This is a genomic window from Aeromonas sp. R4-3, from assembly GCF_040908275.1.
Lineage (GTDB): Bacteria > Pseudomonadota > Gammaproteobacteria > Enterobacterales > Aeromonadaceae > Aeromonas > Aeromonas rivipollensis.
The window spans coordinates 87176-101097 of record NZ_JBFODK010000063.1 but is presented as its reverse complement, the minus strand read 5'-3'; the positions used below and the strand labels follow the sequence as shown (position 1 = coordinate 101097).

The window sequence follows — 13922 nt, the reverse complement described above, 5'->3', positions numbered from 1 at the left end:
GGCCTGTGCCTCCCTTTTTCTGCCGGCGGCTTGCCGCCTGCCTATGGTTTGCCGTCAACCGGCGGGCAATGGGCCAGCATGCGCCGGTTATATTCCGCCGCATAGGCGCTCAGCCTGGCGTGGGCCTCCTTCTGATCCGGCTTGATGACATCGCCGAGCCCCTCCAGATAGCGCACGCCACAGCGAGCCTTGGCAGCCACCTGTTGCTCCGCCGCTATGCCGGGTGCCACCTCGCCACGGCCGGCCCGTACTATCAGCCGGTAATCCTGCTGGGCCAGGCTGTCACTGACTGCCTGATCCAGGGTGTCGGCATCGGCCTGACAGCCGCCGAGCAGGGTGAGCAGCAGCACGCCGGCCAGCCTCATGCCCGCCTCCGTTGCCAGCCCAGCAGCGCCAGGGCCAGGGTCCAGAAGCCGAGGGAGCCACCGCCACCACCGCCGCCCTCATCCCCACGCTGGGTCACCGACAGCTTGAGCGGGCTGATGGCGAAGAAGAGGTTGTCACTGCAGGCCACCTTCAGCCTGGCGGTGCCGTCGTTGCCGGCGGGTATGGTGACGCTGGCCGAGCCCGAGTTGGGCTGGCCACTGGCGAGCAGGGTCCAGCTCACCCCCTCGTCCCGGGTCAGGGAGAGATCCACCTTGCTGCAATTGATGGGGGCCGCGTTGGTGCCGGCCACATCCCAGCCTATGGTCTGGTTGGCGCCGGCTCCCAGCGGGGTCACCAGCGGGCTGGTCAGGCGGAAGGCGCTGCCGGTGTTGACCACCTGGATCTTCATGTCGTCACTGGCGACACCGCCCTTGCCGTCCCGCGCCGTGAGGCGGAAGTTGAGAGCCCGGTTGGTGGCAGGCCAGGCCTCCCCCTTCGCCAGGGTGTTGGAGAGCAAAGAGGGCAGGCTTGGCAGGGTGCGCTCCGGCAACGCGGTCGGCGCCACGAAGCGAAACAGCGGGCGACTGCCGTCGTCCACCATGCTGGCGACGCTGAAGGACTCGGTGCCGAGATCGATCTGCTCCCAGGTGTAACTCAGGGGATCCTGATCCAGATCCGCCCCGGCGCCCTTGAGCACGAAGGGGGTGTTGGCCGGGATCACATAGTCGTTGCCGGCGGCGACCTGGGGCGCGTTGTTGGTCAGGCTCTGGGAGCTGCCACAGCTCGCGACCGTGGCCATGTGGACCCGCATCTGTTCGATGGACTTGCTGTGGAAGTAGGGCAGGCTGTTGGCCTGCAGGTTCTCTTCCCCGCAGATCCCCGCATAGGCCATGATGGAGCTGCCACTGCCGGGCTCCCAGGCCTGGCTGGCCTCCCGGTTGCCGCCGCCACAGCTGCCGGTGGTGCCGTTGAAGGTGTGGTCGGCGCCGAACTGGTGGCCAATCTCGTGGGCCACATAGTCGATGAAGAAGGCATCCCCCACGGGATTGGGGGAGCCCGTCATGCCCGCCGACTTCTCAGCGGTGCAGAGCACTCCCAGCCCCGCCAGACCGCCGCCCCCGGTGTTGACCACGTGACCAATGTCGAAGGCGCCGAGCTTGGTGCCAGCCTGGGTCTGTGCATTCTGCTGCACTGTGACGTTGGCATCGATGTCGCCGTCATCGTTGTTGAAAGGATCGGTGGCGGTGTCGGTGAAGATGATGGTGTCGTTGCCGCTGGCGAGCTGGAACTCGGCGGCGACGTCACGCTGGTACACCTCGTTGACCCGGTTGAGCAGGGTGGCGATGGCGCCGAGACCGGCCTCGACGGTGCCACCGTGATACTGGGTGTACTCCCCCGCCGCCGAGATGGCGATGACGTAGCGCTTGCGCTCGTTGCCATCCACCAGCACCTGACGGGCCAGGGTCTTGGCCTGGGAGCCGATGACCTTGTCCGCCTCTTCCTCCAGCCGGCTGTGGGCATCCTGCTGGTAATAGATGGCGTAGCCTTCACCGTTTCTGAGCGGATCCACGAACACCATGCGGCCCTGGTGGCTGAACATGGCGTGGAAACCCTGGGGACCGAGATCGAAGCGCCCCGTCTCCACCGGGTTGGACTCGTCATATCCCTTGAATGCCAGAATGCCGGGATACCTGGCGGCGAGATCCGATGGCAGCAGATCATAGGGCTGCAGGTTGAAGGTCACCTCCTTGCCATCCGGCAACGGCAGGGTCAGCCGAGGATCCCCTCCCTGCAAACCGGCGAAGTAATCGGCCGGCACAGTGGCAATGCGATATTGGCTGGCCCGCACCTCATAGCCATCGGCAGCGGTGGCCCGTGCCGCCACCGTATTCCACTCACTGGCGGCCAGGCCGCTGGCGTTCATCAGACCGGCCACCAGCAACGCCAGCGGAGAGTATTTCATCAACTGCATCTTTATTATCCCTTTTTCCATGCGTTCGCCTGAACTGCCTCAGCATCATTTTCCTGCCCGGGTGAGAAGTCCAGTCCCATCCTCTGTACATTCCCCGAATGGGGACGGTTGCACCAATGCAGTCTAGCCCCTATCATGGCGCGGATTTGTCCGTTTCAGAACCCTCCTGTGTCACGGGCCGGTTCATCCTTTTTTGGCCAAGGTTAATCTCATGCTCAAATCCCCACTGTTGCCCCGTTTCGGGGATCTGGTCGTTGCCATTGTTGACGATGTACTCGGTCAGGGCCTCACCCTCGACCGCGCTTATGCCCGTCGCTTCTCCGGCATCGAACTCAAACCGCAAGAACAGGCAAGGATTGCCCTGGTCACCGGCGACCTGCTGCGTCGTCTCAGCCTCTATTGCTTCCTGACCGGCATCCAGGTCCGTCAGGCCGAAAAGAATGTCTGGCCGCTGCTGCACAGCTGGCACGCCTTCCACAAGATTGCCCAGCCCAACAACCCGACCCTGGATCGCTTCAATGAAGAGGCATTCCGCCGCCGTCTGACCGAGGCGAAGAAGAACCCGGTGCTGATGGATGGTTGCCCTGCCTGGCTGGAAAAGCTGGGCAACGAGCAGCTCGGTGAGGCCTGGCCTGCCGAGCGTGCCGCCCTGGCCTGGATGCCCAAGCGCTACCTGCGGGTCAACACCCTCAAGTGCACCCGGGAAGAGCTGCAGGCCATTCTGGCCAAAGAGCATGTCACCACCATTCCGGTTGATGGTGTTGAGACCGCCCTGCAGGTCACCTCGGACGCCGCCCTGTTCCGCACCAAGGCCTTTGCCGATGGCTGCTTCGAACAGCAGGACGCTGGCTCCCAACTGGTTGCTGCGGCTCTGGAGGTCACCCCGGGCATGCGGGTCATCGACGCCTGCGCCGGTGCCGGTGGCAAGACACTGCACATCGCCGCCATGATGGAAGGCAAGGGCCGCCTGCTGGCGATGGACGTGGAAGAGTGGAAGCTGGAGAACCTCAAGCAGCGCGCCCGCCGCGCCGGTGCCCACAACGTGGAGACCCGGGTCATCACCAGCAGCAAGACTGTCAAGCGCCTCAAGGAGAGCGCCGATCGCGTGCTGCTGGATGTGCCCTGCTCGGGCCTTGGCGTGCTCAAGCGCAATCCGGATGCCAAGTGGCGTGACACCGCCGAGCGCCTGCCGGTACTGGTCGCCCTGCAAGAAGAGATACTGCAACGCTACAGCCAGATGGTGAAGGTGGGCGGCCTGCTGGTCTATGCAACCTGCTCCATCCTGCCCCAGGAGAACCGCCAGCAGGTGGACAAGTTCCTGGCTGCCAACGAGAACTATCGCCTGCGGGATGACCACACCGTCAGCCCCTCCGAGACCGGCTTCGACGGTTTCTACATGGCGCGGATCGAACGCATCGCCTAAGGCCCTGCGCACGCATAAAAAAGGGGAGCCAATGGCTCCCCTTTTTGCATGATGCGGATGCGACCTTATTCGGCGGCGGCATCATCCTGCTTGTGCTTGGCGGCAGCTTCCTTGATCAAGGTCTGCAGCTCGCCAGCCTGGAACATCTCGATCATGATGTCGCAACCACCGACCAGCTCACCTTCCACCCAGAGTTGCGGGAAGGTCGGCCAGTTGGCAAATTTCGGCAGCTCGGCACGGATGTCCGGGTTTTGCAGGATGTCGACGTAAGCAAAGGGCTCGCCACAGGACATCAGGGCCTGGGAGGCCTGGGCAGAGAAACCGCAGCTGGGTAGCTTGGGGGATCCCTTCATGTACAGGATGATGGGATTCTCAGCCAGCTGCTGTTTGATCTTTTCAATAGTTTCCATAAATGCCTCACTAGAGCGATTTCGGCGGCCATTCTACTGCAAACCGGGCAGACCACAAACTGGCAAACCGTCCCGAATGCAAGAAGTGATGAATCAATACGCCGCAGCTTGATCCGGATCATGGCGAGAATCAAGAGTTGTTCGCCCATCTTTGATGCTGCTACAATCGACGGGCTTTGGGCCGTCTGGCCCCATCATTTCAAGAACAATTCTTTTCAACATAGAAAAGAGTACGCAATGTCTTGCAACCGTCGCCTTCGCACGGCCCAGCCAATGGAGAGTAGAAAATGGCTTTCGAACTTCCCGCTCTGCCCTATGCAATCAATGCTCTGGAACCGCACATCTCCCAGGAAACCCTGGAATATCACCACGGCAAGCACCACAACACCTACGTGGTCAACCTGAACAACCTGGTGCCGGGTACCGAGTTTGAAGGCAAGTCTCTGGAAGAGATCATCAAGACCTCCACTGGCGGTGTCTTCAACAACGCCGCCCAGATCTGGAACCACACCTTCTACTGGCACTGCCTCTCCCCGAACGGCGGTGGCGAACCCACCGGCGCCCTGGCCGATGCCATCAACAAGGCGTTCGGCTCCTTCGCCGAGTTCAAGGATGCGTTCACCAAGTCTGCCATCGGCAACTTCGGCTCCAGCTGGACCTGGTTGGTAAAGAAAGCCGACGGCTCCCTGGCCATCGTCAACACCTCCAACGCCGGCTGCCCGCTGACCGAAGCCGGGACCACCCCGCTGCTGACCGTCGACCTGTGGGAGCACGCCTACTACATCGATTTCCGCAACCTGCGTCCGAAGTACATGGAAACCTTCTGGGCCCTGGTCAACTGGGAATTCGTGGCCAAGAACCTGGCTGCCTGATAGCCTCTTTCTTGCCAAAACGCCCCGCACTGCGGGGCGTTTTTTATGGCGAACAAGCAACGAAAAAGGCGCCATGGGCGCCTTTTTGATAACCATGGGTCGTTACTGGTCTATCTCGTCCAGATACTCGTCCAGGTTGCTGTCATCCTCCTGCTGGCCCTGCTGCTTGAGCTCAGGCTGGCGACCCGTCACCTTGCCGTCGTTGTACTGCAGGTAGAAGTCCTTGGTCAGGGCATAAGGATCGAGCGCATTGTCGATGATCCGCTCCTGATCGATGAGCTTGGAGCGGGTGCCCAGACCATCCAGCGCCCAGTGCACGAACTTCATCGGGAAGGTCAGCAGGGCATAGGGGAAGTAGATGGTATCAATGGTATCCCCCACCAGTTCGCGGGTGGTGGTCGGGCCGTAGACGGGCACCATGATGTAGGCGCCATCCCCGATGTCCGCCTTGCCGAGCACGGTATCCATCTCCAGCATGTTGCGCTCGAGGCCGGCATGCTTGGCCACGTCGAAGATCCCCAGCAGACCTATGGTGGTGTTGAGGGTGAAGCGGCCCAGGTTGGTCCCCGCCCCCTTCAGATCGCCGACCAGCAGGTGGTTGATCATGCTGCTCGGCTCGTCGAAGTTCTCCACCAGGTTGTCGATGCCGTCCTTCATCCCCTGCGGCACATAGCGGGCATAGCCATGGACCACGGGGCGAGCCACATAGGGTTCCAGCACGTCGTAGTTGATGGCCCACATGGCCCGGTTCGCCCCCTGGAAGGGGTCACGGGGATCGCTGGCCGTGCTGGACGCCCCGGGGCGGCTGGGGGTTTCGTTGAGATCCAGGCTCTCTGGGCCCGGCTTGGGAGGGCCACCCGCACAGCCCCCCAACAGCAGTGCCACTGCCAATGCTCCTGAACGCAGATACATATGAAAGTCCTAAGCTTTTTTGGGAATCTTTATGGATTATAGGTAGGCCCGCCCCATCCCGGGGTCGGGCCAAGAGGGTATTAGAGTGCGTGATCGATGCGGATGTCAATCGGCGCTGTAGGGATGCTGGTGGTCGGCACTGTGACCGAGACCCCCTCGAAGGCGCCTTCCTTGTTCATGACGTTGCCGCCCCGGGAGAGGCGAGCCTTGAACTGCAGCTCGGGATAGGCCGCCAGCTTGCTCCCCTCCATCATGGCATCCCCATCCCCCAGTGACAGGGTGAGGGGCAACTGCGGACCCGGGATGCGCTTGACCGCGATGGGCATGGGCGGACCATTGGGGATCACCGCAAAGACGAACAGGTGGGCATCCTCCGGCAGCTGGATGCCAGGTGCCAGGGTGATGTGCAGGGGATACTCTCCCTCCTTCACCGCCACTATCTGGGCACTGCCCTGCCCGGCCTGAGCGGCGGGTGCGGCTGTCACGGCGATGCCGCGCTGACGCAGTTGCTGCTCGGCATACTCGATGGAGCGCTCCACCATGGCGTGGCGGGTCGATCCCTTCTCCAGCAGCGGCAACATGGCTCGCCAGCGCACCAGCGCTGTCTGGAAGTCCTCTTTCTGCAGCGCCATGAAGGCATGGACCGAGCGCGCCTCTATGTTGGCCGGATCCTGGGCGATGGCCGCCTGCAGCAGCTGATCCGCCCGGGCCTCCTCCCCCGTCATCATCAGGGCCTGGGCATAGGGTACCGCCACCATGGCCTTCTGCGGCGCCAGGGAGTAGGCCCGCTCCAGCGCCTCGCGGGCCATCTCGGGGTCATTGCCATCCAGGGTCAGACGCCCCAGCAGCAGCCAGCCACGGTAGTCGTTCGGTTCTTCTTTCAGCCGGGTGCGCAGCCCCAGGGTGAAGTCCAGCAGATCCTGTTCGGTGACCTCGCTATCCCGCTCCACCAGGATGCGGTTGCTCAGCTCCCCCAGCCGGCTGCTGGCATCCTGCCAGCGGCTCACCTCCTGCCAGGCCCCCAGCTGGTAGTAGAGCCCCAGGCTCACCACCACCAGCACCAGCACACCCGGGATCCAGATCAGGCTCTTGCCGCTGCGGGCGCTCTGCTCCACGTCGGGGATGTCGTCCAGCAGGCTGCGTTGCAGCTCCACCAGGGACTCGGACTCCTCGGCCAGTATTCCCTGCTCACGCTCCTCGCCTATCTCCAGCAGACGCTGGCGATAGAGCTGCTTGTTGAGGGCCGAACGGCTGATGCTCTGGCGACCCTCGCCGCGCCACAGCGGCAGGATCAGCGCCAGGCTCGCCAGCACCAGCAGGGCCGCGATCACTATCCAAAATGCGGTCATTGTTTCTCTTCCTCTTTGAGCAGCTCGGCCAGACGGCGCCGCTCTTCTTCGCTCAGGGCGTTATTCATTCGTTTTGTCGCCGCCGGGGCACGGCGGCTGCGCACCACCACAGTGGCGGCACCGATGACGATGACCAGCAGGGGGCCAAGCCAGAGGATCAGGGTGGAGGCCATCAGGGGCGGATCATAGAGGATGAAGTTGCCGTAACGGGCCACCATGTAATCCACTACCTCCTCCTTGTTTTTACCGTCCCGCACCATCTGGTAGGTCTTGTCCCTCAGATCCTTGGCGAGCCCCGCATTGGAGTCGGCGATGTCCTGGTTCTGACACTTGGGGCAGCGCAGCTCCTTGGTCAGCTCGCGGAAGGTCTGCTCCTGGGCATCGCTGTCGAAGGTGTAGACGTCGATGGCGGCACTGGCCTGGCCGGCGCCCAGCAGGCCCCCCAGCAGCAACAGGGATGCAATAAGCGTTTTCATCAAAGCGGCCCTCACTTCATGGCATCGAAGATGGGTTTGAGGGTCGAGGCCCAGACCTCGGGATTGACGTCCCCCACGTGGCGATAACGGATGATGCCCTGGCTGTCGATGAAGAAGGTCTCGGGGGCGCCGTAGACCCCCAGATCCAGCCCCAGCATGCCATCCGGATCATAGAGGTTGACCTCATAGGGATTGCCGAGCTCAGCCAGCCACTTGATGGCCTTGTCCCGCTCATCCTTGTAGTTCATGCCGACGATGGGAATACCCTGCCCCGCCAGCTGCTTGAGGTAGGTGTGCTCCCCATAGCAGGTCGGGCACCAGGTGGCCCAGACGTTGAGCAGCATGGGGCGCCCCTTGAAGATGCTCCTGTCATGCTGCTTGTCGAGGTCGTAGATGTCCTGCAGGGTGAACACGGGCACCTCCTTGTCCACCATCACGGATTCCAGCTTGGTGGGGTCCGAGTAGAGCCCCTTGAACAGGAACACGGCCCCCATCAGGAAGATGATGAAGGGCAGCAGAAACAGCCAGGTCTTCTTGCTCATGCCTTGGTCTCCTCGTCACGACGGCCGAACCGGTAGCGCTTGTCCAGCATGGCCAGCACACCGCCGATGGCCATGAAGACGCCGCCGAACCAGATCCAGCGCACGAAGGGCTTGTAGTAGATACGCACCGCCCAGGCGCCGTTGTCGAGCTGCTCGCCCAGCGCCGCATAGAGATCCCGGGTGAAGCCGGCGTCGATGGCGGCTTCGGTCATCGGCATGCGACTGACCTTGTACATCCGCTTCTCGGGCTTGAGCAGGGCCACCTGCTTGCCGTTCCTGTGCACCTCCAGCACCCCCTTGAAGCCGTCGTAGTTGGGGCCGTTCTTTTCGCTGATACCGGTGAACACGAATTCGTAGTCGGCGAACTGCACCCTGTCACCGGCCTGCATGCGCAGGTCCTTCTCGATGCTGTAGTTCTGGGTGCAGGCGATGCCTATGATGCTGACCGCCAGCCCCACGTGGCCCAGGATCATGGCCCAGTGGCTGTTGCCGAGTTTGCGCACCCCGGTGGCAAAACCGTGTTTGTGGGTGGCGCGCACCCAGGTCTCCTGGATGCTGGTGATGATGATCCAGGTACCCAGGCCTATGCCGAGCGCGGCCCAGGGCTTGAACTCACCGGCGAAGAGCTGCGGCAGCAGCAGGGCGGCAGCCAGACTCAGCCCCAGGGCCAGCACTACCTTGCCCTTGAGCTCACCGAGCTCCTGACGGCGCCAGCGAAACAGCGGCCCGACCCCCAGCAGCAGGGCGAACGGGATGATCAGCCAGCTGTAGATATGGTTGAAGAAGGGGGTACCGATGGAGATGCTGCCAAGCCCCAGCTCCTTGTGCACCAGGGGCAAGAGGGTGCCGAGCAGCACTGTCAACAGGCCCGCCACCAGCAGTATGTTGTTGCCAAGCAGCAGGGTCTCGCGGCTCCACAGCTCGTGTTTGCCGTGGCTCTTCACCTGGGAGCCCTTGAAGGCGAACAGCAGCAAGGAGCTGCCTATCACCGCCAGCAGGAAGCCCAGAATGAAGAGGCCGCGGGTCGGGTCGGAGGCAAAGGCGTGGACGGACACCAGCACGCCGGAGCGCACCAGGAAGGTACCCAGCAGACTCAGGGAGAAGGCCGAGAGCGCCAGCAGCACAGTCCAGGCCTTGAAGGTGGCGCGCTTCTCGCTCACCGCCAGCGAATGCAGCAGGGCAGTGCCCGCCAGCCAGGGCATGAAGGAGGCGTTTTCCACCGGATCCCAGAACCACCAGCCGCCCCAGCCGAGCTCGTAATAGGCCCACCAGGAGCCGAGCACTATGCCAAGGGTCAGGAAGACCCAGGCTGCCATGGTCCAGGGGCGGGACCAGCGCGCCCAGGTGGCATCGAGCCTGCCTGTCATCAGGGAGGCGATGGCAAAAGCGAAGGCCACCGAGAAGCCCACGTAGCCCATGTAGAGCATGGGCGGGTGGAAGATGAGACCAGGATCCTGCAGCAGGGGGTTGAGGTCGCGCCCATCCACCGGGAAGTACGGCAGGGTGCGGGTGAAGGGATCCGAGGTGAACAGCACGAAGGCGGTAAAGCCCACCGAGATGAGCCCGAGCACCCCCAGCACCCGCGCCACCGCATCCAGCGGCAGCCGGCGGCTGAACAGGGCCACGGCCGCGGTCCAGCCCCCCAGGGTCAGCACCCAGAGCAGCAGGGAACCCTCGTGAGCCCCCCACACCGCCGAGATGCGGTACTGCAGCGGCAGCAGGCTGTTGGAGTTGGTGGCCACGTACTGCACGGTGAAGTCGTTGTCGACGAAGGCCCAGGTCAGGCAGAGGAAGGAGAGCAACAGCAGCAGGAACTGGCTGTAGGCGAGCGGACGGGCCGCCGACATCATGCCGAGGCGCCCCAATTTGGCGCCGATCAGCGGATAGCTCCCCAGCAGCAGGGCGGTGGCAAAGGCCAGGATCAGTGAAAACTGCCCTAATTCCGGGATCATTTCAGAGTTCCTTCAGGTTGAGTTACAGCACACACCTGTGCGCGGGTGAGAAACGATGAAAACGGTGAGCGGGTAGCCAGACTCATTGTTTGGCTCCTTTCAACTGCGCCTCGGTATATTCGGGCTTGAAGTGCATGCCATTGGTGGCGTCCGCCACCTCCGGCGGCATGTAGTTCTCGTCGTGCTTGGCCAGCACCTCGAAGGCGGCGACTGTGGTCGCGTCCTTGAGGGTGCCCTGGGCGACTATGCCCTGCCCTTCCCGGAACAGGTCCGGCAGTATGCCGTCAAATTCCACCGTCACCAGATGGCCGCCGTTGTCCACCAGCTTGAAGGCCACCTTGAGGCTCTGGGGATCCCGCTGCACCGAGCCCGGCACCACCAGGCCGCCGATGCGCAGGCGCTGACCCTCTTCCGGCTTGACCTTCTCCGGCCCCTTGCCCTCCACCAGCTCGCTCGGGGTATAGAAGAGATCGATGTTCTGGCTGAGGGCATAGAGCACCAGGCCAGTCACGCTGGCGAGGCCCAGGCTGATGGCCAGAATGATGGTGAGGCGTTTCTTGCGTCTCGGGGTCATAGGGTGTTCTCCATCTGCTGGGCCGCCTTGCGACGGGCCTCGCGGGCCTGCTTGTTGCGCAATTCGCCGAGCAGGCTGCGGGTTTTCAACCGGGTGGAAATGACGATGCCGACCAGGCAGAGCGCGGTCAGACCGAAGGAGAGCCAGACGTAGAAGGCGTAACCGCCCATGGCCATGAAGTCGCTGAATGAGGCAAAGTGCATGCTTACTTCTCCTGTCTGGCGATGTCGGCAACCCAGGGGCGGTGCCACTCCCGCATCAGCAGCTCGTTGCGGAACCGCATCAGGGTCAGGGCCCCGAGGAAGGTCGCAAACGCCAGTATCATGATGAGCAGCGGCCACAGCATCTCGGGGGAGATGGAGGGCTTGTCAAACTTGGTGATGGAGGCGCCCTGGTGCAGGGTGTTCCACCACTCCACCGAGTAGTGAATGATGGGCAGGTTGATCACCCCCACCAGCGCCAGTATGCCGGCGGCGCGCCCCGCCACCACCTTGTCGCTGAAGGCGTTGTAGAGGGCGATGACCCCAAGATAGAGGAACAGCAGGATAAGCTCGGAGGTGAGGCGCGCGTCCCACACCCACCAGGTGCCCCACATGGGCTTGCCCCAGGCGGCGCCGGTGAAGAGGGCGATGAAGGTGAAGACGGCGCCCACCGGGGCTATGGCCGCCACCGTCATGTCCGCCATGCGCAGTTGCCACACCAGGCCGATGAAGGCCGCCACCGCCATGGTGGAGTAGGCCCCCATGGAGAGGATGGCGGCAGGCACATGAATGTAGATGATCCTGAAAGAGTCGCCCTGCTGATAATCGGCGGGGGCAAAGGCCAGCCCCCAGACGGTGCCTATGATGAAGGCGAGCAGGCTTGTCACGACAAACCAGGGCAGCAGGGTGCCGGCCAGCCCATAGGCGCGCTCGGGTTTGGCATAAGGGTGCAACCATTTCCACATAGCTCACAGAACCTTTCAGTTATTAATTTTTAAGTGGCGAGGCCTACCATACCCACCGGCGGGAAACATCATATCCCCCCAAAGCAATAAGCAGCCATCCCCTTGATCTATCTCAATTATATTTTTCACAAAACAGCCTCAAAGGAGGCTTTTTTATAATTAATCAGTTGACGCTGACCCGCAGTGCCGCCGAGATGGCCAGGGGCGTCAGGGTCAGGGCCCCCACCAGCATGGCCCCCAGGATCGCGAGCTGCCCCCCGTAGGGCAACCCCATGCTGGCCGCATCTATGGCGGAGGTGGCGAAGATCAATACCGGGATATAGAGCGGCAGCAGCAGCAGGCTGAGCAGCACGCCCCCCTTGCGCAGGCCCGCCGTCAGCGCCACCCCGACGGCCCCGAGCAGGCTCAGCACCGGAGTACCCAGGGCCAGGGTGGCCACCACGGCCAGATAGCTCTTCATGTCCAGGGAGAGCAGGATGGCGAGCAGCGGGGAGACCAGCAGCAGCGGCAGACCGGTCAGCAACCAGTGAGCGATCACTTTCGCCAGCGCCAGCAGCCCGAGGGGATGAGGCATCAGCATCATCTGCTCCAGGGCGCCGTCGCTGAAGTCATCGCGAAACAGCCGCTCCAGGGAGAGCATGGCCGCCAGCAGGGCCGCCACCCAGATGATGCCGGGGGCGATGCGGGCCAGCAGCTGGGGCTCGGGCCCGATGCCGAGGGGAAAGAGGGTGATGACGATGAGGAAGAACCAGAGCGGGTTGAAGATGTCGGCGCGCTGGCGCAGGGCCATCAGCAACTCGCGGTGAATAAGATGTATGACGGCGCGCAGCATGGCTACTCCTGCAACAACGAGGTCAGCGACAGTGTCTTCAGGCGCCCCTGCATCAGGGTCAGATCCTGATGGGTGGTGAGCACCACCATGCCCCCCCGATCCGCATGGGTCAGGAACAACCGCTCCAGCACCCTGACCCCCTGCTTGTCGATGGCGGTGAAGGGTTCATCGAGGATCCAGAGCGCCGGGCGCTCCGACAGCCAGAGCCTGGCCAGCGCCACCCGCCGCTGCTGCCCTGCCGAGAGCTGGCCCGCAGGATAATCCTCGAAGCCGGCGAGTCCAACCTGGGCCAGCACCTGCCAGAGATCCACGGCAGCCTCGGCCGTGCCGTGCAGCTTCTGGTAGAAGGAGAGGTTCTCGAGGGGGGTCAGGGTCGCCTTGACGCCGGGCTGATGGCCCAGGTAGAGCAGGCTGGCATGGTACTCATCCCGGCAGTGGCGGATGTTCTCCCCGTTCCAGCACACCTCCCCCGCGAAGGGTTGGGAGAGGCCGGTCAGCAGCCGGAGCAGGCTGGTCTTGCCCACCCCGTTGGGGCCTTCAATCTGCATCAGATCGCCCGAGCGCACCGCGAAGGAGAGATGTTCAAACAGGGTGCGATCTTCACGCACGCAGCTCAGATTGTTGGCTTGAAGCAGCATGAGGGTGTAATCGTTGAAAATGAGGCGGCCTGCATCTTAACACAGGATCCGGAGGCGTCTTTTCAAAGATGCCAATAATCAACAGGATTTGTGGGGGAGATCGCGCACGGACAGGAGAATATGTGGCAAGGGGAAACTGGAGTGACCGGGCACGAGCAGAGGAAGGGGGGGCAGGGGAAAAGTGGGGAGATCGCGCATGGACAGGGGAAGATGTGGCAGGGAAAAGAGGGGCGGCCTGAGCCTCCCCTCTCGGTCAGGAGCAGGGGTTAGCTGCGACCCTTGCGCAGGGAGATCAGCAACTCGGCTTCGGCCTGGGGCAACTCGCACTCGCTCATCACCTCGTCGAGATCGGCGCCGAGCTCCACCATTTTGGCGGCGCGACTGTAGAGGCGGCGCTCCGGATCCTGCAGGGTCAACTCCTGCTGGCTATCCTGGATCTTCTGCATGGCCCCTTCGGCGGATTGCAGGCGCTGACCCATGCCGATGGCACCGGTATGCAGCTCCATCATCTGCTTGCGCAGACTCTCGAGCTGCCCCTGCAGCGTCTCCATCCTGGCCTCGGACTCTCGCTGACGGCGGCGGTGACCCAATAGACCGTAGAGGGCCAGCACCAGTGCCAACAAGGACAACCCCAAGGCTGCGAATTCAATCATCAAAC

Annotated in this window: 16 protein-coding genes; 2 read left to right on the top strand and 14 right to left on the bottom strand. The window is 63.0% G+C overall.

Annotated elements, in window-relative coordinates; genetic code table 11:
- Window positions 1–41: 41 nt before the first annotated feature.
- Together AB5Y91_RS20815 and AB5Y91_RS20810 are read right to left on the bottom strand one after the other, a co-directional pair.
- A complete protein-coding gene (locus AB5Y91_RS20815) occupies window positions 42–365 on the bottom strand; it encodes a hypothetical protein (RefSeq protein ID WP_368170669.1) in 324 nt (107 codons plus the stop codon).
- Window positions 362–2338 carry a reprolysin-like metallopeptidase gene (locus AB5Y91_RS20810; RefSeq protein ID WP_368170668.1) on the bottom strand — a complete coding sequence of 659 codons (1977 nt, stop codon included), beginning with the start codon at window positions 2336–2338 and terminating at the stop codon, window positions 362–364. The genes AB5Y91_RS20815 and AB5Y91_RS20810 overlap by 4 nt, the downstream gene beginning before the upstream one ends.
- A 211-nt stretch (window positions 2339–2549) precedes the next feature.
- On the opposite strand from AB5Y91_RS20810, the gene AB5Y91_RS20805 reads away from it, so the two are divergent.
- Window positions 2550–3761, top strand: a complete 1212-nt coding sequence (locus tag AB5Y91_RS20805) for an RsmB/NOP family class I SAM-dependent RNA methyltransferase (protein ID WP_368170667.1) — start codon at window positions 2550–2552, stop codon at window positions 3759–3761.
- A 65-nt stretch (window positions 3762–3826) separates the two neighbouring features.
- Here the strand turns inward: AB5Y91_RS20805 and AB5Y91_RS20800 are convergent, their stop codons facing one another.
- Window positions 3827–4171 (bottom strand): Grx4 family monothiol glutaredoxin, encoded by a 345-nt coding sequence (locus AB5Y91_RS20800; RefSeq protein ID WP_025326276.1) that lies wholly within the window; start codon window positions 4169–4171, stop codon window positions 3827–3829.
- 287 nt (window positions 4172–4458) lie between these two features.
- Between AB5Y91_RS20800 and sodB the strand changes: the two genes are divergently transcribed.
- Complete coding sequence (gene sodB / locus AB5Y91_RS20795) at window positions 4459–5043, top strand: superoxide dismutase [Fe] (RefSeq protein WP_005331469.1); 585 nt, start codon at window positions 4459–4461, stop codon at window positions 5041–5043.
- 102 nt (window positions 5044–5145) lie between these two features.
- Here the strand turns inward: sodB and AB5Y91_RS20790 are convergent, their stop codons facing one another.
- The 11 genes from AB5Y91_RS20790 to AB5Y91_RS20740 form a co-directional block, all read right to left on the bottom strand.
- A complete protein-coding gene (locus tag AB5Y91_RS20790; RefSeq protein WP_111912497.1) occupies window positions 5146–5955 on the bottom strand; it encodes a VacJ family lipoprotein in 810 nt (269 codons plus the stop codon).
- Window positions 5956–6035: 80 nt separating this feature from the next.
- Window positions 6036–7304: a c-type cytochrome biogenesis protein CcmI gene (ccmI, locus tag AB5Y91_RS20785; RefSeq protein ID WP_368170666.1), complete on the bottom strand. Its 1269-nt coding sequence runs from the start codon at window positions 7302–7304 to the stop codon at window positions 6036–6038.
- Window positions 7301–7780: a cytochrome c-type biogenesis protein gene (locus AB5Y91_RS20780; RefSeq protein ID WP_234569918.1), complete on the bottom strand. Its 480-nt coding sequence runs from the start codon at window positions 7778–7780 to the stop codon at window positions 7301–7303. The genes ccmI and AB5Y91_RS20780 overlap by 4 nt, the downstream gene beginning before the upstream one ends.
- An 11-nt stretch (window positions 7781–7791) precedes the next feature.
- Window positions 7792–8322, bottom strand: coding sequence for a DsbE family thiol:disulfide interchange protein (locus AB5Y91_RS20775; protein WP_025326271.1), 531 nt, complete (start codon window positions 8320–8322; stop codon window positions 7792–7794).
- Complete coding sequence (locus tag AB5Y91_RS20770; protein ID WP_163156155.1) at window positions 8319–10274, bottom strand: heme lyase CcmF/NrfE family subunit; 1956 nt, start codon at window positions 10272–10274, stop codon at window positions 8319–8321. Before AB5Y91_RS20770 ends, AB5Y91_RS20775 begins: the two co-directional genes overlap by 4 nt.
- 82 nt (window positions 10275–10356) lie before the next feature.
- Window positions 10357–10848 (bottom strand): cytochrome c maturation protein CcmE, encoded by a 492-nt coding sequence (gene ccmE / locus AB5Y91_RS20765; RefSeq protein ID WP_163156157.1) that lies wholly within the window; start codon window positions 10846–10848, stop codon window positions 10357–10359.
- A complete protein-coding gene (gene ccmD / locus AB5Y91_RS20760) occupies window positions 10845–11051 on the bottom strand; it encodes a heme exporter protein CcmD (protein WP_106887463.1) in 207 nt (68 codons plus the stop codon). Before ccmD ends, ccmE begins: the two co-directional genes overlap by 4 nt.
- Before the next feature lie 2 nt (window positions 11052–11053).
- On the bottom strand, window positions 11054–11794 hold the full coding sequence (locus tag AB5Y91_RS20755) for a heme ABC transporter permease (protein WP_025326267.1): 741 nt from the start codon (window positions 11792–11794) through the stop codon (window positions 11054–11056).
- 163 nt (window positions 11795–11957) lie between these two features.
- Window positions 11958–12626 (bottom strand): heme exporter protein CcmB, encoded by a 669-nt coding sequence (gene ccmB / locus AB5Y91_RS20750; RefSeq protein WP_025326266.1) that lies wholly within the window; start codon window positions 12624–12626, stop codon window positions 11958–11960.
- A 2-nt stretch (window positions 12627–12628) separates the two neighbouring features.
- Complete coding sequence (ccmA, locus tag AB5Y91_RS20745; protein ID WP_368170665.1) at window positions 12629–13264, bottom strand: cytochrome c biogenesis heme-transporting ATPase CcmA; 636 nt, start codon at window positions 13262–13264, stop codon at window positions 12629–12631.
- A 266-nt stretch (window positions 13265–13530) separates the two neighbouring features.
- Complete coding sequence (locus tag AB5Y91_RS20740) at window positions 13531–13917, bottom strand: DUF2802 domain-containing protein (RefSeq protein WP_025326264.1); 387 nt, start codon at window positions 13915–13917, stop codon at window positions 13531–13533.
- Window positions 13918–13922: the final 5 nt, after the last annotated feature.